13 protein-coding genes and 1 tRNA gene are annotated in these 18,394 nt (G+C 71.5%); 11 read left to right on the forward strand and 3 right to left on the reverse strand.

Annotated features, from left to right (window positions below; translation table 11 throughout):
* The first annotated feature begins 86 nt into the window (after positions 1-86).
* The 8 genes from LDO26_RS15380 to LDO26_RS15415 all read left to right on the forward strand — a co-directional run bounded on the left by LDO26_RS15380 (position 87) and on the right by LDO26_RS15415 (position 9,663).
* Positions 87-1,358: an argininosuccinate synthase gene (locus LDO26_RS15380; RefSeq protein ID WP_232131979.1), complete on the forward strand. Its 1,272-nt coding sequence runs from the start codon at positions 87-89 to the stop codon at positions 1,356-1,358.
* A 47-nt stretch (positions 1,359-1,405) separates the two neighbouring features.
* Complete coding sequence (locus tag LDO26_RS15385) at positions 1,406-2,515, forward strand: acetylornithine deacetylase (protein ID WP_232131980.1); 1,110 nt, start codon at positions 1,406-1,408, stop codon at positions 2,513-2,515.
* A gap of 229 nt (positions 2,516-2,744) precedes the next feature.
* Positions 2,745-4,061 carry an acetylglutamate kinase gene (locus tag LDO26_RS15390; protein WP_232131981.1) on the forward strand — a complete coding sequence of 439 codons (1,317 nt, stop codon included), beginning with the start codon at positions 2,745-2,747 and terminating at the stop codon, positions 4,059-4,061.
* Positions 4,062-4,263: 202 nt separating this feature from the next.
* Positions 4,264-5,211 carry an N-acetyl-gamma-glutamyl-phosphate reductase gene (gene argC / locus LDO26_RS15395; RefSeq protein ID WP_232131982.1) on the forward strand — a complete coding sequence of 316 codons (948 nt, stop codon included), beginning with the start codon at positions 4,264-4,266 and terminating at the stop codon, positions 5,209-5,211.
* Positions 5,212-5,287: 76 nt separating this feature from the next.
* Positions 5,288-6,583, forward strand: coding sequence for an argininosuccinate lyase (locus LDO26_RS15400; RefSeq protein ID WP_232131983.1), 1,296 nt, complete (start codon positions 5,288-5,290; stop codon positions 6,581-6,583).
* The gene (locus LDO26_RS15405) at positions 6,580-6,954 is read left to right on the forward strand and encodes a cupin domain-containing protein (RefSeq protein ID WP_232131984.1); all 375 of its coding nucleotides are present in this window, start codon (positions 6,580-6,582) and stop codon (positions 6,952-6,954) included. Before LDO26_RS15400 ends, LDO26_RS15405 begins: the two co-directional genes overlap by 4 nt.
* A 246-nt stretch (positions 6,955-7,200) precedes the next feature.
* Positions 7,201-8,349 carry a glutamate 5-kinase gene (gene proB, locus LDO26_RS15410; protein ID WP_232131985.1) on the forward strand — a complete coding sequence of 383 codons (1,149 nt, stop codon included), beginning with the start codon at positions 7,201-7,203 and terminating at the stop codon, positions 8,347-8,349.
* A gap of 57 nt (positions 8,350-8,406) precedes the next feature.
* The gene (locus tag LDO26_RS15415) at positions 8,407-9,663 is read left to right on the forward strand and encodes a glutamate-5-semialdehyde dehydrogenase (protein ID WP_232131986.1); all 1,257 of its coding nucleotides are present in this window, start codon (positions 8,407-8,409) and stop codon (positions 9,661-9,663) included.
* A gap of 96 nt (positions 9,664-9,759) precedes the next feature.
* Here LDO26_RS15415 and LDO26_RS15420 read toward each other — a convergent pair whose 3' ends face one another.
* From LDO26_RS15420 to LDO26_RS15430, 3 genes are all read right to left on the reverse strand, one after another.
* Positions 9,760-11,442, reverse strand: a complete 1,683-nt coding sequence (locus tag LDO26_RS15420; protein ID WP_232131987.1) for an AMP-binding protein — start codon at positions 11,440-11,442, stop codon at positions 9,760-9,762.
* A gap of 91 nt (positions 11,443-11,533) precedes the next feature.
* Positions 11,534-12,745, reverse strand: coding sequence for an MFS transporter (locus LDO26_RS15425; protein ID WP_232132034.1), 1,212 nt, complete (start codon positions 12,743-12,745; stop codon positions 11,534-11,536).
* Positions 12,746-12,978: 233 nt separating this feature from the next.
* A tRNA-Pro gene (locus LDO26_RS15430) sits at positions 12,979-13,055 on the reverse strand.
* A 197-nt stretch (positions 13,056-13,252) separates the two neighbouring features.
* Here LDO26_RS15430 and cydD point away from each other — a divergent pair.
* The 3 genes from cydD to hisS all read left to right on the forward strand — a co-directional run bounded on the left by cydD (position 13,253) and on the right by hisS (position 18,254).
* On the forward strand, positions 13,253-14,962 hold the full coding sequence (gene cydD / locus LDO26_RS15435) for a thiol reductant ABC exporter subunit CydD (RefSeq protein ID WP_232131988.1): 1,710 nt from the start codon (positions 13,253-13,255) through the stop codon (positions 14,960-14,962).
* A complete protein-coding gene (gene cydC, locus LDO26_RS15440; RefSeq protein ID WP_232131989.1) occupies positions 14,959-16,656 on the forward strand; it encodes a thiol reductant ABC exporter subunit CydC in 1,698 nt (565 codons plus the stop codon). Before cydD ends, cydC begins: the two co-directional genes overlap by 4 nt.
* 215 nt (positions 16,657-16,871) lie before the next feature.
* Entirely contained in the window at positions 16,872-18,254 is a 1,383-nt protein-coding gene (gene hisS / locus LDO26_RS15445) for a histidine--tRNA ligase (RefSeq protein ID WP_232131990.1), read from the forward strand.
* Positions 18,255-18,394: the final 140 nt, after the last annotated feature.

Genomic DNA, 18,394 nt, shown 5'->3' on the forward strand with positions numbered 1-18,394 from the left:
CCACCACGACCGGGATTAGGGATCGGGGATTCGAAAGAGCCTCCTTCAGACCCGCACGTCCACTTCCACTTTTCAGAGACCTCCCCATGTCGCAGCACTCCGCTTCCCCGAATCCCCAATCCTCAATCCCCGATCCCGCGGCTGAAAGCCGCGACATCGTCCTTGCTTTCTCCGGTGGCCTCGACACCAGCTTCTGCGTGCCCTACCTGCAGGAACAGGGCTGGAGCGTGCATACGGTGTTCGCCGACACCGGCGGCGTCGACGACGAGGAGCGGGCCTTCATCGAGCAGCGCGCGGCCGAGCTGGGCGTGAGCAGTCACCGCACCGTCGACGGCCGGCCGGCGATCTGGAGCGGTTTCGTCAAGCCCTTCGTCTGGGCCGGCGAGGGCTACCAGGGCCAGTACCCGCTGCTGGTCTCCGACCGCTACCTGATCGTCGACGCGGCATTGGCGCGCGCGGCGGAGCTGGGCACGAATGCGATCGCGCACGGCTGCACCGGCATGGGCAACGACCAGGTCCGCTTCGACCTGGCGGTCAAGGCCCAGGGCGACTACCGCATCGTCGCGCCGATCCGCGAGATCCAGAAGGAGCACACCCAGACCCGCGCCTACGAGCAGCAGTACCTCGAGCAGCGCGGCTTCGGCGTGCGCGCCAAGCAGCAGCAGTACACGATCAACGAGAACCTGCTCGGCGTGACCATGTCCGGCGGCGAGATCGACCGTTGGGAGGCACCGGGCGAGGGCGCGCGCGGCTGGTGCGCGCCGCGCGCCGAGTGGCCAGAGGCACCGCTGCAGGTGACGCTGGGCTTCCGCGACGGCGAGGCGGTGACGCTCGACGGCGAGGCGCTGGGCGGCGCCTCGCTGCTGGCGAAGCTCAACGCGCTGTTCGCGCCCTACGGCGTAGGCCGCGGCATGTACACCGGCGACACCGTGATCGGCCTCAAGGGCCGGATCGTCTACGAGGCCCCGGGCCTGGTCGCGCTGCTGGCCGCGCACCGCGCGCTGGAGGAGGCGGTGTTGACCAAGCAGCAGAACCGCTTCAAGCCCGAGGTCGCGCGCAAGTGGGTCGAGCTGGTCTACGAGGGCTTCTACCACGACCCGCTGAAGACCGATCTCGAGGCGTTCCTGCAGTCCTCGCAGGCCTGCGTCGCCGGCGAGGTGGTGCTGGAGACGCGCGGCGGCCGGGTCGATGCGGTGGAGATCCGCTCGCCGCACCTGCTGCACGCCAAGGGCGCGACCTACGCGCAGTCCGCGGACTGGGGCGTCGAGGAGGCCGAAGGCTTCATCAAGCTGTTCGGCATGAGCTCGACGCTGTGGGCGGAGGTGAACCGTGGCAGGGGCCAGGCGCCAGCCGCCTGATCCAGCTCCAGTTTCTCCCTGTCCCCCGACCTCTGGCCCCTGATCCCATGCTCGACGCCACCCTCCAGCACCTCCAGGCCCTGGTGTCCTTCGACACCCGCAATCCGCCGCGTGCGATCGCGGCCGAGAGCGGGATCTTCGATTACATCCGGGCGAACCTGCCGGGCTTCGAGGTCGAGGTGATCGACCACGGCGCCGGCGCGGTCAGCCTGTACGCGGTACGCGGGGCACCGAAGCTGCTGTTCAACGTGCACCTGGACACGGTGCCGGACTCGCCGCAGTGGAGCGCCGACCCGCTGGCGATGCGCCGCATGGACGATCGCGTCGTCGGTCTCGGCGTCTGCGACATCAAGGGCGCGGCCGCGGCGCTGATCGCGGCGGCGAACGCCGGCGACGGCGACGCCGCGTTCCTGTTCTCCAGCGACGAGGAGGCCAACGACCCGCGCTGCATCGCCGCGTTCCTGGCCCGCGGGCTTGCGTTCGATGGCGTGCTGGTCGCCGAGCCGACGCGCTGCGAGGCGGTGCTGGCGCACCGCGGCATCGCCTCGGTGCTGATGCGCTTCGCCGGCACCGCGGGGCATGCCTCGGGCAGGCAGGATCCGGCCGCGAGCGCGCTGCACCAGGCGGTGCGCTGGGGCGGCCGCGCACTCGACCATGTCGAATCGCTGGCGCATGCGCGCTTCGGCGGCCTGACCGGGCTGCGCTTCAACATCGGCCGGGTCGAGGGCGGGATCAAGGGCAACGTGATCGCGCCCGCGGCCGAGCTGCGCTTCGGCTTCCGGCCGCTGCCGTCGATGGACATCGATGCGCTGCTGGCGACCTTCGCCGGTTTCGCCGAGCCGGCCGCCGCCGAGTTCACCGAGACCTTCCGCGGGCCGAGCCTGCCCGGCGGCGACGTGGCGACCGCCGAGGAGAGGCGCCTGGCGGCGCGCGACATCGCCGACGCGTTCGAGCTGCCGATCGGCAACGCGGTGGATTTCTGGACCGAGGCCGCGCTGTTCTCGGCCGCCGGCTACACCGCGCTGGTCTACGGCCCGGGCGACATCGCCCAGGCGCATACCGCCGACGAATTCGTGACCCTGGACCAGCTGCGGCGCTACGCCGGTTCGGTGCACCGGATCATCAACGGCGGGTCGGCCGCGGATCTGCGCGGATGAGCGCGGACAAGAGCAAAACGCTTCGTACATGTCACCCGTCCTGCAGGAGTGGATCCGTCATTCCCGCGGAAGCGGGAATCGAGTGTCTTCGAAAGCGAAGAACCCAGGCCGCTGGATTCCCGCTTGCGCGGGAATGACGATTCTCTGAAACCCGCTCAAGAACCTTGCTTCGATCCGCGCCCATCCGCGTACATCCGCGGCCAATAGAACGCACACAGAACCCCGATCCATGCACGCACACCAACAGACCCGCCAGACCATCGTGCGCCTGCTCTCGAGCATGGCCAGCGCGAAGGAGATCAGCCAGTACCTCAAGCGTTTCTCGCAGCTCGACGCCAAGCGCTTCGCGGTGGTCAAGGTCGGCGGCGCGGTGCTGCGCGACGAACTCGACGACCTGACCTCGTCGCTGTCGTTCCTGCAGGAGGTCGGCCTGACCCCGATCGTGCTGCACGGTGCCGGCCCGCAGCTCGACGCGGAACTGGCGGCCGCCGGCATCGAGAAGCGCACCATCGACGGCCTGCGCGTGACCACGCCCGAGTCGCTGGCGATCGTGCGGCGGGTGTTCCAGGCGTCGAACCTGCGCCTGGTCGAGGCCCTGCAGAAGAACGGCGCGCGCGCGACGTCGATCACCGGCGGTGTGTTCGAGGCGGAATACCTCGACCGCGACACCTTCGGCCTGGTTGGCGAGGTGCGGCGGGTCAACCTGGCGCCGATCGAGGCCAGCCTGCAGGCCGGTTCGATCCCGGTGATCACCAGCCTGGGCGAGACCGCGTCCGGGCAGATCCTCAACATCAACGCCGACTTCGCCGCCAACGAGCTGGTGCGCGAGCTGCAGCCCTACAAGATCATCTTCCTGACCGGCACCGGCGGCCTGCTCGACGAGACCGGCAAGGTCATCGACTCGATCAACCTGTCGACCGAGTACGACCACCTGATCCAGCAGCCGTGGCTGCACGGCGGCATGAAGGTCAAGATCCAGCAGATCAAGGACCTGCTCGACGGACTGCCGCTGGCCTCGTCGGTGTCGATCACCCGGCCCGCGGACCTGGCCAAGGAACTGTTCACCCACAAGGGATCGGGCACGCTGGTGCGCCGCGGCGAACGCGTGTTGCGGGCGTCATCCTGGGACGAGCTGGACCTGCCGCGGCTGCGCACGCTGATCGAGTCGAGCTTCGGCCGTACCCTTGTCGACGACTATTTCGAGCGCACGCCGCTGCTGCGCGCCTACGTCAGCGAGAACTACCGCGCCGCGGTGCTGCTGACCGATGCCGACGGCATGACCTACCTCGACAAGTTCGCCGTGCTCGACGACGCCCAGGGCGAGGGCCTGGGCCGCGCGGTGTGGAACGTCATGCGCGAGGAAACGCCGCAGCTGTTCTGGCGCTCGCGCCACAACAACCAGATCAACATCTTCTACTACGCCGAGTCCGACGGCTGCTTCAAGCAGGAGAAGTGGAAGGTGTTCTGGTACGGGCTGGACGGCTTCGAACAGATCCAGCGCTGCGTGGCGCATTGCGCGACCCGCAAGCCGACGCTGCTGGACTGAAAGGGTGAGAGCAATTCGCCCGTCGACTGCGACCGCCGCCGAACGCCCGTGGCGGCAGCGCACCGGGCGAAAAACTGCGGTTATTTGGCTTGCCAAACTCCCTTGTTTTCGCCCAGCGCGCCTTGCCACGGACGCCCGGTGCCGCTCTCGCTACGGCGTTCGATTTACTCTCACCCTCTGACACATGACCGGAGATTCCGCCATGCCCCGCAAGACCGTCGGCATCGTCGGCGCCCGTGGCCACACCGGCGCCGAACTGGTGCGGCTGATCGCCGCGCATCCCGGGCTGGAATTGGCGTTCGTGTCCTCGCGCGAGCTCGCCGGCCAGCGCGTGGCCGAGCACAGCGATGCCGACGTCGGCACGTTGCGCTACGAGAACCTCGACCCCGGCGCGGTGGCCGCCAAGGGCGCCGACGCGGTGATCCTGGCACTGCCCAACGACCGGTCCGCGCCGTTCGTGGAAGCGCTGGACGCGGCCACGCCGCAGCCGGTCATCGTCGACCTGTCGGCCGACCACCGCTTCGACGCCGGCTGGTACTACGGGCTGCCGGAGCTGACCCGGAACGGTTACGCCGGCCAGCGCCGGATCAGCAACCCGGGTTGCTACGCGACCGCGATGCAGCTCGTCATCGCGCCGCTGCTCGACCAGCTCGCCGGACCGCCGCAGTGCTTCGGCGTGTCGGGCTATTCCGGCGCGGGCACCACGCCGTCGGACAAGAACAACGTCGAGCTGCTGGCCGGCAACCTGATGCCGTACGCGCTGACCAACCACGTGCACGAGCGCGAGGTCTCCGCGCAGCTCGGCGCGCCGGTCGAGTTCATGCCGCACGTCGCGCCGCATTTCCGCGGCATCACGATGACGGTCAACCTGTGGCTGCAGCAGCCGATGACCCGCGAAGCGGTGCAGGCGCGCTACCACGCGCGCTACGACGGCGAGCCGCTGGTCGAACTGGTCGACGAGGCGCCGTGGGTCAGCCGCATCGCGAACCGGCATGGCGTGCAGATCGGCGGCATCACGATGGCGCCCGGCGGCCGGCGCGTGGTCGTGGTCGCCACGCTCGACAACCTGCTCAAGGGCGCGGCGACCCAGGCGATGCAGAATCTCAACCTGGCGCTGGGCTTCGACGAGCTGACGTCGATCCCGGCGTAGGGCGGGTCTCGACCCGCCCTGCAAATTCGCACGACATGTCCGAGCGGGTCGAGACCCGCCCTACGAGGAACATCAGATGTCCGATCTGCTTTGGCAAAAACCCGGCGTCGCGGTCGACGCGAAGATCCAGGCGTTCCTGGCCGGCGACGACGTGATCCTGGACCGCGAGTTCTTCCTGCACGACATCGCCGCCAGCGACGCGCATGCGCAGGGGCTGCAGCGGATCGGCATCCTGTCGGCCGACGAACTCGCCGGCCTGCAGCGCGAACTGGCCCAGCTGGCCGCGGACTTCCGCAGCGGCGCCTTCGTGCTCGACGACCGCTTCGAGGACGGGCATTCGGCGATCGAGGCGCGGCTGACCGAGCGCCTCGGCGATGCCGGCCGCAAGATCCACACCGGTCGCAGCCGCAACGACCAGGTGCTGGTCGCCACGCGCCTGTGGCTGAAGGAGAAGCTGGCGCGGCTGGCGGCGTTGAGCGGCGAAGTCGCGAAGATCGCGCTCGACCGTGCCGAGGCCGAGCGCATGCTGCCGATTCCCGGCTACACCCACATCCAGCGCGCCGTGGTGTCGTCCGGCGGCATGTGGTGGTCGGGCTGGGCCGAGGCCTTCGTCGACAATGCGATCCGCGCGCGCGACACGCTGGCCCTGGTCGATGCCAATCCGCTGGGCACCGCGGCCGGCTACGGCGTCAACCTGGCGCTGGACCGCGACCACACCACCGCCGCGCTCGGTTTTGCGCGCATGCAGGTCTCGCCGGTCTACGCGCAGCTTTCGCGCGGCAAGTTCGAACTGGCCGCGCTCGAGGCGCTGGGCGGCGCGACCCTGGACCTGCGCCGGATCGCCTGGGACCTGTCGTTGTACACCAGCGCCGAGTTCGGCTTCGTCGCGTTGCCGGCGCAGTACACCACCGGCAGCTCGATCATGCCCAACAAGCGCAACCCGGACGTGATCGAGCTGATGCGTGCCACCCATGCCAGCGTCGCCGCCGCGCGTACCGAGATCGAGCAGCTGCTGTCGCTGCCTTCGGGCTACCAGCGCGACCTGCAGGCGTCCAAGGGCGCGATCTTCCACGGTTTCGGCCGCGGCCTGGCCGCGCTGGAACTGCTGCCGGCGCTGCTGGCGAACCTCGAATGGCGCGAGGATCGGCTGCGTGCCGCGATCGACTCGGGCATGTACGCGACCGATGTCGCGGTCGAGGCCGCGCTGGCCGGCGTGCCGTTCCGCGAAGCCTACAAGGCCGCCGCGGCGGCCAGCGACACGGCAGGCGAAGGCCGCACGCCGGAAGGCAGCCTGGCCGCGCGCACCTCGCCTGGCGGCGCGGCCGACCTGCGGCTGGACGTGCTGCGCGCGCGCTGGGAAGCACTGGGATGACCGGCGCGGGCGCAGTGGCGATCGCCAACGCCGAGCACTACCCATGGGGCGACGGTTGCGATGGCTGGCACCTGCTGCGCGGCGACGACCTCAGCGTGATCCAGGAGAGGATGCCGCCGGGGTGCAGCGAACAGCGCCATTGGCACCGCAGCGCCCGGCAGTTCTTCTATGTGCTGGCGGGAGAGGCGGTGCTGGAGCTGGAAGGCGAATGTCATGCGCTGGTCGCGGGGCAGGGGCTGCACGTGCCGCCCGGCAGCGCACACCAGATGCGCAACGACTCGTCTGCGGACGTGCACTTCCTCGTGGTGTCCGCGCCGCGCAGCCACGGCGATCGCGTGGCGGCGCCAGCGCCGGAGAACGGACCCGCATGAGAACGTATTACCTGCCGATGGCCATGGGTCGGGAAGCGCTGGCTGGTGTCCTGCCACAGATCGATGCGGCTGGACGTGGACAGGGCATGCCCGGTTCCGCGTCGCCGGCGTCGGGAGATCGTCGTCCGGCCCCGGCGATCGGCTGCATGATCTCGACGATCCAGTCCCGCCATTGCGGCTGCGCCTGAATCCGCGCCTCCCGTGCCAATCCGTGGCCAAACGCCGCCCCACCACGCAGGACCCGCCGTGAACCCGATCCCCGCCGCCTTCACCGAACAGCAGCTGCCGCCATGGCGGCGCGCCGTGCTGAAGGTCGGCAGCAGCCTGCTGGCTGCCGATGGCGGCGGCCTCTCGCCGCTGTATGCCGAGGCGCTGGCGGGGTTCGTGCGCGCCAGTCAGGCGCAGGGGCGCGAGGTCGTCATCGTGTCCTCGGGTGCGGTCGCGGCCGGCCGCGCGATCCTCTCGGCCGGGCTGCCGCCAGGCGCGGCGATGGCCGAGCGCCAGGCGCTGGCGGCGCTGGGACAGGCGCGGCTGACCGGATTCTGGCAGGGCTTCTTCAAGCGACCGGTGGCGCAGGTGCTGCTGACCCACGACGACCTGCGCAACCGCCGCCGCTATCTGAACGCGCGGGCGACGCTGCAGGCGCTGCTGCGCCATCGCGCGCTGCCGGTGGTCAACGAGAACGACACCGTGTCGGTGGACGAGCTCAAGCTCGGCGACAACGACAACCTCGCCGCGATCGTCGCCGCGCTGGTCGATGCCGAGGTGCTGTTCATCGCCACCGACATCGACGGCCTCTACGACGCGGACCCGCGCGTGGAGCCGCATGCGCAGCCGATGCCGGTGGTCGCGCGGATGAGCGCCTCGCTGCTGGCGGTCGCCGGCGGCGCCGGCAGCAGCGTCGGCACCGGCGGCATGCGCACCAAGCTCGAGGCCGCGCAGCGCGCCGCGTCGGCCGGCATTGCCACGGTGCTGTTCAACGGCCGCCGCGCAGACGTGCTGGAAGGGCTGGCGCACGACCGGCTGCGCGGCACCCGCATCCATGCGCTGCGCACCCGCGTGGCCGCGCGCAAGCACTGGTTGCAGAACGCGCCCGGCGAGGCGGGCGCTGCAGTCGTAGTGGACACTGGCGCGGGCAACGCGATGATCGAGAAGGGCGCTTCGCTGCTGCCCGGCGGCGTGATCTCGGTGCAGGGCGACTTCCGCCGCGGCGACCTGGTCGAGATCGTCTGCGACGACGGCGGCGCGATCGAGCGCATCGCCCGCGGGGTGACCCAGTATTCGGCCGACGACATCCGCCGCCTCGCACGCCGGCATTCGCGCGACATCGAGGCGACGCTCGGTTACAACTACGGCGAGAACATCGTGCACCGCGACGACATGGTGCTGGTGTAGCGCCCGCGCCGGTGCACGCGATGCGATCAGGCCCACCCGACGACTCCGAGCGATTCCATGACCGACATCCGCAACGACGCACTGGCCTGCCGTGAAGCCGCGCAGGCGCTGGCGCAGCTGGCCACCGCCGACAAGAACGCGCTGCTGCGCGCGATGGCCGACGCGCTGGACGCAGATGCCGACGCGATCCTGGCCGCGAACGCGCGCGACCTCGCCGCCGCGCGCGACAAGGGCATCGGCAGCGCGATGCTCGACCGGCTGGCGCTCGATGCCGGGCGCCTGGCCGCGGTGTCGGCCGCGGTGCGCGAGGTGGCGGCGTTGCCCGATCCGGTGGGACAGGTCACGCGCAGCGACACCCGGCCCAACGGCATCGCCGTGCAGAAGGTGCGGGTGCCGCTGGGCGTGATCGCGATGATCTACGAGGCCAGGCCCAACGTCACCGCCGACGCCGCGGCGCTGTGCATCAAGGCCGGCAACGGCGTGATCCTGCGCGGCGGCAGCGAGGCGCTGCATTCCAATACCGCGATCGCCGCATCGCTGCAGCGTGCCCTGCACGAGGCCGGCATCGGCGCTGCGGCGCTGACCCTGGTCACCGACCTGCGCCGCGAGACGATGCTCGAACTGCTGCAGTTGAGCGACATCGTGGATCTCGCCATTCCGCGCGGCGGCGAGGGCCTGATCCGGTTCGTCGCCGAACATGCGCGGGTGCCGGTGATCAAGCACTACAAGGGCGTCTGCCACCTGTTCGTCGACGCCAGCGCGGACCCGGCGCTGGCGCTGCGGCTGCTGGTCGACGGCAAGGTCGGCAAGCCCAGCGCCTGCAACGCGCTGGAGACGCTGCTGGTGCATGCGGACATCGCCGACCGCTTCGTGCCGGACGCGGTCGCCGCGCTGCGCGCGCACGGGGTCGAGGTGCGCGGCGATGCGTGTACCCGCGCGCTGGCCGCCGACGTGGCGCCGGCGACCGACGACGACTACGCGGCCGAATTCCTCGACCTGGTCATCGCGGTGCGCATCGTCGATTCGCTGGACGCGGCGATCGCGCACATCCGCCGCTTCGGTTCCGACCACACCGAAGTCATCGCCACCGGCGACGCGGACAACGCCACGCGCTTCATCGACGCGCTGCGCGCCGCGGTGGTCATGGTCAACGCCTCGTCGCGTTTCAGCGACGGCGGCGAACTGGGGCTGGGCGCGGAGATCGGCATCTCGACCACGCGCCTGCACGCCTACGGACCGATGGGGCTGGAGGCGCTGACGGTCGAGCGTTTCGTGGTCCGCGGCGACGGACAGGTGCGCAACATCGGCAGCTGAACGTCTGCGGCAACCGGCTTCGAGTCCCTCTCCCGTATCCGGGAAAGGGGTTGGGGTGAGGGCACGCCTGTTGGGTGATCCGCCGCGGCAGGCCTTTCATCCGTCCTGCAGGCGCCCGGCCATCTCCTCGCGCATCAGGTACTTCTGCACCTTGCCGCTGATCGTCATCGGAAAGCCGCCGACGAACTCGACGTAGCGCGGGATCTTGTAGTGGGCGATGCGGCCGCGGCAGAAGTCGCGGATGGTGTCGGCGTCGCAGCGTACGCCGTCGGCCAGCCGGATCCACGCGCAAACCTCTTCGCCGTACTTCTCGTCGGGCACGCCGAACACCTGCACGTCGGCGACCGCGGGATGGGTATGCAGGAATTCCTCGATCTCGCGCGGGTAGATGTTCTCGCCGCCGCGGATCAGCATGTCCTTGAGCCGGCCGACGATGCGGCAGTAGCCGTCATCGTCGATCGTCGCCAGGTCGCCGGTGTGCATCCAGCCCTCGGCGTCCAGCGCCTCGGCGGTGCGCGCCGGGTCGCCCCAGTAGCCCTGCATCACCGAATAGCCGCGGGTCTGCAGTTCGCCGGTCACGCCGCGCGCGACGATCGCCCCGTCCTCGTCGACGATGCGCACCTCGACGTGCGGATGCACGCGGCCGACCGAGTCCACGCGCCGGTCGAGCGGGTCGTCGGGCGTGGTCTGGAAGCTCACCGGGCTGGTCTCGGTCATGCCGTAGGCGATGGTCACCTGGTGCATGTGCATGCGCTCGACGACCTGCTTCATCACCTCGACCGGGCATGGGGAGCCGGCCATGATGCCGGTGCGCAGCGAGGACAGGTCGAAATCGCCGAAGCGCGGATGTTCCAGCTCGGCGATGAACATCGTCGGCACGCCGTGCAGGCCGGTGCAGCGTTCGTCGGCCACGGTCTGCAGCGTGACCAGCGGGTCGAAGCCCTCGCCGGGCACCACCATGCAGGCGCCGTGGGTCACGCAGGCCAGGTTGCCCAGGACCATGCCGAAGCAGTGGTAGAACGGCACCGGGATGCACAGCCGGTCGGCCTCGGTCAGGCGCATCGCCTCGCCGATGAACCAGCCGTTGTTGACGATGTTGTGGTGGGTCAGCGTCGCGCCCTTCGGCGAGCCGGTGGTGCCGGACGTGAACTGGATGTTGACCGCGTCCTGCGGCGACAGCGTCGGCGCGATGTCGGCCAGCAGCGCATGCGCGGCCGGGTCGTCGCAGGCGGCGACCACGTCGAAGCCCCAGGTGCCCGGCGCGTCGTCGTCGCCCAGCAGCAGCACGTGGCGCAGGTCCGGCAGGCGCAGGCTGTAGAGGAAGCCGGGGCGGGCCGCGTCGAGCTCGGGCGCCAGCTCGCGCAGCATGCCCAGGTAGTCGGACTGCCTGAAGGCGGGCGAGAGCACCAGCGCGCGGCAGCCGACCCGGGTCAGCGCGTATTCCAGTTCGTGGGTGCGGTAGGCCGGATTGATGTTGACCAGCACCAGGCCGGCGCGCGCGGTCGCGAACTGCATCAGCACCCATTCGCTGCGGTTCAGCGACCAGATGCCGATGCGGTCGCCCGGCGCCAGGCCCAGCGCCAGCAGGCCCGCCGCCAGCCGGGTCACCGCGGCATCGAACTCCCGGTAACGCAGCCGCACGCCCTGCGGCGGCACCACCAGCGCCTCGCGCTCGGGAAAGCGCGCGGCGATGCGCGAGAGCATCGCGCCGATGGTCTCCTGCAGCAGCGGCGCGTCGGTCGGGCCGGTGACGTGGCTGGGGGACGCGCTGGCGGGCATCCGGTACTCCTGTCGCTTGGAATCCCGGAGGATATCGCCGCCGGCGGCCGCGTTGCCATGCCGATGGCCGCAACGTGGTGTCGTGGCCGTGCTACCAGGTGTCCTCGAGCCAGCGCGGGCGGCAGGCCATCCAGGCGCCGGCCAGCAGCACCGCGACCGCCACGGCCAGCATCGCGAACGGCCACAGCCAGCCGCCGGTGGCGTCGTGCAGTACGCCGAACAGCAGCGGGCCGAGACAGCTGATCGCGTAGCCGACGCCCTGCATGAAGCCCGACAGCGCGGCCGAGCCGCCGGGCGTGCGGGTGCGCAGGTTGATCATCGTCAGGGTCAGCGGGAACGTGCTCGGGCCCAGGCCCAGCAGCACGACCCACAGCACCGGCGCGGCCATCGGCGCCAGCAGCAGGCCGGCGAACGCGGCCAGGTGGCAGACCGCACAGGCCACGACCAGCGGGAAGGGATTGGCGATGCGCACCGCCAGCGCCGGCATGCCGAGCGCGCCGAGCAGGCCCAGCGCCGAGAACAGCGCGACCATCGTGCCGCCGAACGCGGGCGTGGCGCCGGCCCCGGTCAACAGCGTCGGCAGCCAGGTGAACATCGCGTAGGTGATCAGCGAGGTGGTACCGAACATCAGCGCCATGCCCCAGGCCACCGGCGACAGCCATACCCGCCCGCGCGGCAGCGGCCTGACGATCGCATCGTCCGCGCCGACGGTTGCGCTGCCGATCGCGGCGGCGACCGGCAGCGGCGCGGCGATGCGCGCCTCGCGGCGCAGGCCGGCCAGCAACAGGAGCCAGGGCAGCGCGGCGACCAGCGCGGTCAGCGCCCACATGCCCAGTGCGATGCGCCAGCCAGCGCCGGCGGCGACCGGCACGGCGAGCAGCGCCGGCAGCATCGTGCCCAACTGCAGCACGGTGATGTACAGCGTGCTGATCGCGCCGACGCGTGCGGGGAAATAGCGCTTGACCAGCGGTGGCAGCACCACGTTGCCGATGCCCATGCCGGCCAGTGCGATCGCCGAGCCGAGCATCAGTGCGCCGATGCCGCCGGCCCAGGCACGCAGCAGCAGGCCGGCGGCGGCCAGCAGCATCGCCAGCAGCGCGGTGCGTTCCAGGCCGATGTGCCGGGTCAGCGCCGGCGTCGATACGCCCAGCAGCGCGAATGCCGCGGTCGGCAACATGCCGAGCACGCCGGCGGTTGCCGCACCGAAGCCGAACGCTTCGCCCAGCACGTCCAGCAGCGGCGTCAGCGAGGTGACCGCGGTGCGCAGGTTGAACGCCGACAACGCGATGCCCAGCAGCACCAGCACGCGCACCGCGCGCGGAAAGGGAGCGGGGGCGGCCGGGCCGGATGGGGGCGGGGTGCGCGCCGGATTCGCCGACATGGGACTGGCACTCCATCGCCGCCGCGGCGGGCGGGGCGGGGCGTAGAAAAGAAAAAACCGGCACAAGGCCGGGGCGGGCAGGGACAAAGAAAAAAACCGGCACAAGGCCGGCTTTTGTCACACACACGTTTCGACTCGACACCGCATCTGCGGTTTGGTCGGGGAGACAGGATTCGAACCTGCGACCTCTACGTCCCGAACGTAGCGCTCTACCAGACTGAGCTACACCCCGTGGTGAGCCGCGCATTCTACTGACCCCTGACGGGGTTCGGCAAGCACCCGTTGCCGGCGGATTCTTCCGGCGCGGATCCGGCGGCGTCCGCGGCCGGCACCGGCACGGCGAACGCGGCACGGCCGGCGCGGGGTTGCGATAATGGCGCCGCACGCGCCTCGCGCGTGTCTTCTTTTTCCTGCCAGGTACGCCCGCCCATGAGCCAGCCGCCGCCAGCCGCGGACCCCGCCGGTCCGCAGCGACGACTCCGAACGCGCTGGCTCGACGCGCAACTGCAACCGTTCCGCGGCCGCCACCGCCTGGCGCTGGCCTGCACCGTGGCCGCCGGGGTGCTGTGGGTCCCGCAGGCCGCGGCGATCGCCTGGCTGCTCGACGCGGTGCTGTCCGCGGGCCTGTCGCCGGCGGCGGTGCGCGCGCCGCTGCTGCTGCTGGCGGTCACGCTGGCGCTGCGGGTGGCGGTCGGCTGGCTGGGGCAGCGGGTGGCGGCCGGCGTCGCCGAGGGTGTGCTCGCGCACCTGCGCGTGTCGCTGGCGTCGGCGGCGTTCGCACGCGGGCCGCTGTGGATGCGCGGCCAGCGCAGCGGCGGACTGGTGGCGCTGTCGACCAGCCACGTCGATGCCACCGCGGCCTATTACACCGGCTATCTGCCCGCGCGCGCCGAGGTGGCGCTGGTGCCGTTGGCGATCCTGCTGGCGGTGTTCTCGGTCGACTGGATCGTCGGCCTGCTGCTGCTGGTCACCGCGCCGCTGGCGCCGGTGTTCATGATGCTGATCGGCATGGGCGCCGAGGCCGCCGGGCGCAGCCAGCTGGCGGCGCTGGCGCGCGCCGGCGCGCACTTCACCGACCGCCTGCGCGGCCTCGACCTGATCCGCGTCTACGGCCGCGGCGAGGCCGAACTCGCCGAGGTGGCCGAGGCCACCGACAGCATCCGCGAACGCAGCCTGCGGGTGCTGCGGATCGCGTTCCTGTCGTCTGCGGTGCTGGAGTTCTTCGCCTCGGTCAGCGTCGCGCTGATCGCGGTTTACTTCGGCTTCAGCTATCTGGGCATGCTGGACCTGCGCGGCGTCGCGCTGCCGTTGTCGGCGGGCCTGTTCTGCCTGCTGCTGGCGCCGGAGTTCTATGCGCCGATGCGGCGCCTGGCCGCGCACTACCACGACCGCGCCAACGCACTCGCGGCCGCGGCGGAGATCGAGGCGGTGTTCGGCGGACTGCCCGGCAGTACCGCTGTGGCGGCCGACGACGACCGCGTGCCGCGGGCCGCGCACCCGGCACCTGCGGTGGCGCTGCGCGGCGTGGACCTGCGCCATCCCGGCGCCCGCATGCCGGTGCTGCGCGCCATCGACCTGGAAGTGCCGGCCGGCGCCCGGCTGGCGCTGGTCGGCCCCAGCGGCGTCGGCAAGAGCACGCTGCTCGAGGCCATGGCCGGCTGGCTCGCACCCGAGGCCGGCATGCTGGAACGGCCGCCGGGCATCCGTATCGCGCTGGCCGGGCAGCGGCCGTGGCTGTTCCACGGCAGCATCGCCGACAACCTGCGCATCGCCGATCCCGGCGCCAGCGACGCGCAGCTGGCCGAGGTCGCGCGCATCGCCCAGGTCGCGCAGTTCGCCGCGCGCCTGCCGCAGGGGCTGGACACGGTGATCGGCGAACGCGGCTTCGGCCTGTCCGGCGGCGAGGCGCGGCGGGTCGCGCTGGCCCGCGCGCTGCTGCGGCGGCCGGACCTGCTGTTGCTCGACGAGCCCACGGCGTTCCTCGACCCGGATACCGAGGCGGCGCTGCTGGCGGCGCTGGATGCGTACCTGGCCGGCCGCACGGTCGTGGTCGCGACCCACAGTCCGGCGGTCATGGACTGGGTCGACCGGGTCTGGACCGTGCCGGCCCCGGCGCAGGCCGAAGGGGCGGCGGCATGAGCGCGCAGGAGCCCGTCGACCCGCGCGCCGACGTGCGCATCGACAGCACGCGCGCGCTGCTGGCGCGGCATCGCGGCCGGGTCGTGCTGGCGATCGGCTTGCTGCTGGCGACGATGGCGGCCGGCATCGCGCTGCTCGGCGTGTCCGGCGGCTTTTTGACCGCAGCCGCGCTGACCTTCGGCGTCGCCGGCACGTTCAACTTCTTCACCCCGTCGGCGGGCATCCGCGGGCTGACCCTGGCGCGGATCGTCTCGCGCTACCTGGAGAAGCTGGTCGGCCACGACACCCTGCTGCGCATCGCCCGCGACCTGCGGGTGTGGTTCTTCGCCCGTGCGCTGCGCCTCAGTCCCGGGCAACTGGCGCGGTTGCGGACCGGCGAGCTGCTGTCGCGCCTGCTCGGCGACATCGACGCCGTCGACGGCCTGCTGCTGCGCGCCACCGGGCCGCTGTACGCGCTGCTGGGCATCGGCGTGGCCACGGTCGCCGCGGCGCTGTGGCTGCATCCGCCGACCGGCCTGTGGCTGGCCGGCGCGGGCCTGGTCATCGGCGCCGGCGTGCCGTGGATCGTCGCCCGCGGCCGCGCCGCCGCGGAAACCCGGCGCGCGCAGCAGCGCGCCGACCTGCGCGCGCGGCTGCACGAACTGCACGAAGGCAATGCCGACCTGGCCGCGCTCGGCGCCGGCGCCGCCTGGCTGGACGCCGTCGCCGCCGACAGCCGTGCGCTGGCCGCGGCCGAGCTCGCGCGCCGCCGGCAGCTGGTCGACGGCAACGCGCTGCACGGCGCGGTGGCCGCGGTCACGCTGCTCGGCGTGCTGTGGATCGTCTGCAATGCGGCCGCCACCGGCAACCTGGCGCCGCACTACGCTGCCGCGCTGTTCTTCCTGGCGGTCGGGCTGCTGGAGGTCTGGGCCGGTGCCGGGCTGGCGTGGCAGGCGCTGCTGGCGGCACGCGCGTCGATCGCGCGGCTCGACGCGGTCGCCGGCACGCAGCCCAGTGTCGTCGATCCGCCGGCGCCGGTCGCGGTGCCTGCGCACGGCGCGTTGACCTTCGCCGGGGTCGGCTTCGCCTGGGAGGCGGGTGGCCGCCGCGTGCTCGACGGCCTGGACCTGGTGCTGGCGCCGGGCGAGCGCATCGCTATCAGCGGCGACAGCGGCGAAGGCAAGTCGACGCTGTCGGCGCTGGTGCTGCGCAGCGCCGATCCGCAGGCGGGTACGGTCACCTGGGGTGGCGTGGACCTGCGCGCGATGCGCCAGGCCGACTGGCACGCGCGGCTGGCCTGGCTGCCGCAGAACGCGCCGGTCTTCGCCGGCAGCGTGCGCGACAACCTGGCCTTCGGCGCACCGCATGCCGACGACGATGCGCTGTGGGCGATGCTCGCCCGGGTGCGGCTGGAGGGCTGGACCCGGCGCATCGGCGGGCTCGACGCCTGGGTCGGCGAGAACGGCGCGACGATGTCGGCCGGGCAGGCGCGGCGGCTGGCACTGGCCCGCGCACTGCTGCGCGCCGCGCCGCTGGTGCTGCTCGACGAGCCGACCGAAGGGCTCGATCACGACACCGCCGATACCCTGCTGCGCGACCTGCCGACGCTGCTCGATGGCCGCAGCCTGCTGCTGATCACCCACGGCGCGCTGCCGCCGGGGCTGGTCCACCGCCACCTGTGGCTGCGCGGCGGTCGGCTCGCCGAGATTCCGTAGGTCGGCCCAACGCGGCCGACGTGCAGCGGTGTTTGGGTTCTGGCGGCGTCGGGGGGGGCGTGGCCTCGACCTACGGGAACATCCACAGCACGGATGCCGGGCCCGTCGGCGCGATGGCGGGTCCGCCCATGCGCACGGATACCACGCGCGCGGACCGCGCGGCCGGCGGCGGCTAGAATGGCGCTCCCCGTCCGCATCACCGAAGAGCCCGCCGCATGATCAAGCCCCGGACCCCGCCCGGCGTCATGGAACTGCTGCCACGCGACCAGATCGCGTTCCAGCGCATGCTGGACACGATCCGGCGCACGTTCGAGGGCTTCGGCTTCCTGCCCGTCGAGACCCCGGTGTTCGAGCTGTCGGACGTGCTGCTGACCAAGACCGGCGGCGAGACCGAGCGCCAGGTGTATTTCGTGCAGTCGACCGGTGCGCTGGGCAAGGCCCAGGAATCCAACGACGATGCGTTGCCGGAACTGGCGCTGCGCTTCGACCTGACCGTGCCGCTGGCGCGCTACGTGGCCGAGCACGAGCACGACCTGGCGTTCCCGTTCCGCCGCTACCAGATGCAGCGCGTCTACCGTGGCGAACGCGCCCAGCGCGGCCGCTTCCGCGAGTTCTACCAGTGCGACATCGACGTCATCGGCAAGGACACGCTGTCGCCGCGCTACGACGCCGAGGTGCCGGCGGTCATCAATGCGGTGTTCTCGGCGCTGGACATCGGCGAGTTCACGATCCAGCTCAACCACCGCAAACTGCTGCGCGGGTATTTCGAAGGGCAGGGCATCGACGATGCCCGCCAGATGACGGTGCTGCGCGAGATCGACAAGCTCGACAAGCGCGGCGAGGACGCGGTGCGCGCGACCCTGACCGGCGCGGACTTCGGCCTGTCCGACGAGGTCGCCGAGCGCCTGCTGGCGTTCTCGCGGGTGCGCTCGGCCGGACACGACGACGCGCTGGCGAAGCTCGACGCGCTCGGTGCCGGCACCGCGCTGTTCGAGCAGGGGCGCAACGAACTGCGCGACCTGCTCAACCAGCTGCGCGCGCTCGGCGTGCCCGAGGCGCGCTACGCGCTGAACCTGTCGATCGCCCGCGGTCTCGACTACTACACCGGCATGGTCTACGAGACGATTCTCGACGCGCATCCGCAGATCGGCTCGATCTGCTCGGGTGGCCGCTACGACAATCTCGCCAGCCACTACACCAAGTCGAAACTGCCCGGCGTCGGCATCTCGATCGGCCTGACCCGGCTGTTCTGGCAGTTGCGCGAGGCCGGCCTGGTCGCGACCGCCGACAGCTCGGTCGACGTGCTGGTCACGCTGTTCGACGATGCCGGGCTGCCGCCGGCGCTGTCGCTGTCGCAGCAGCTGCGCGCCGCCGGCCTCAACGTCGAGACCCAGCTGGAACCGCGCAAGCTGGCCAAGCAGATGCAGTACGCCGACCGCGCCGGGATCCGCTTCGTGGTGATCCGCGGCGACGACGAGGCCGCGCGCGGCGTGGTCGCGGTCAAGGACCTGCGCCGCGGCGAGCAGTTCGAGGTCGCCGGCGACGAGCTGGCCTCGACGCTGCTGGTCGAGCGCGCGCAGTGGCAGGCGATGCGGTGAGGTGACCGACCTGGCTTCGCGCGACATGCGCTGCGGCTTTCATCGTCGCGGCTCGCAACAGGCGAAGGTCCGGCCAGGCGATCCCGGGCCATTGGCTGCGTTGTACCAACGTTCGGAGATTCCCGGCATTGCGGGATCCT

This window comes from Proluteimonas luteida, from assembly GCF_021191695.1.
Taxonomy (GTDB): Bacteria; Pseudomonadota; Gammaproteobacteria; order Xanthomonadales; family Xanthomonadaceae; genus Luteimonas; species Luteimonas luteida.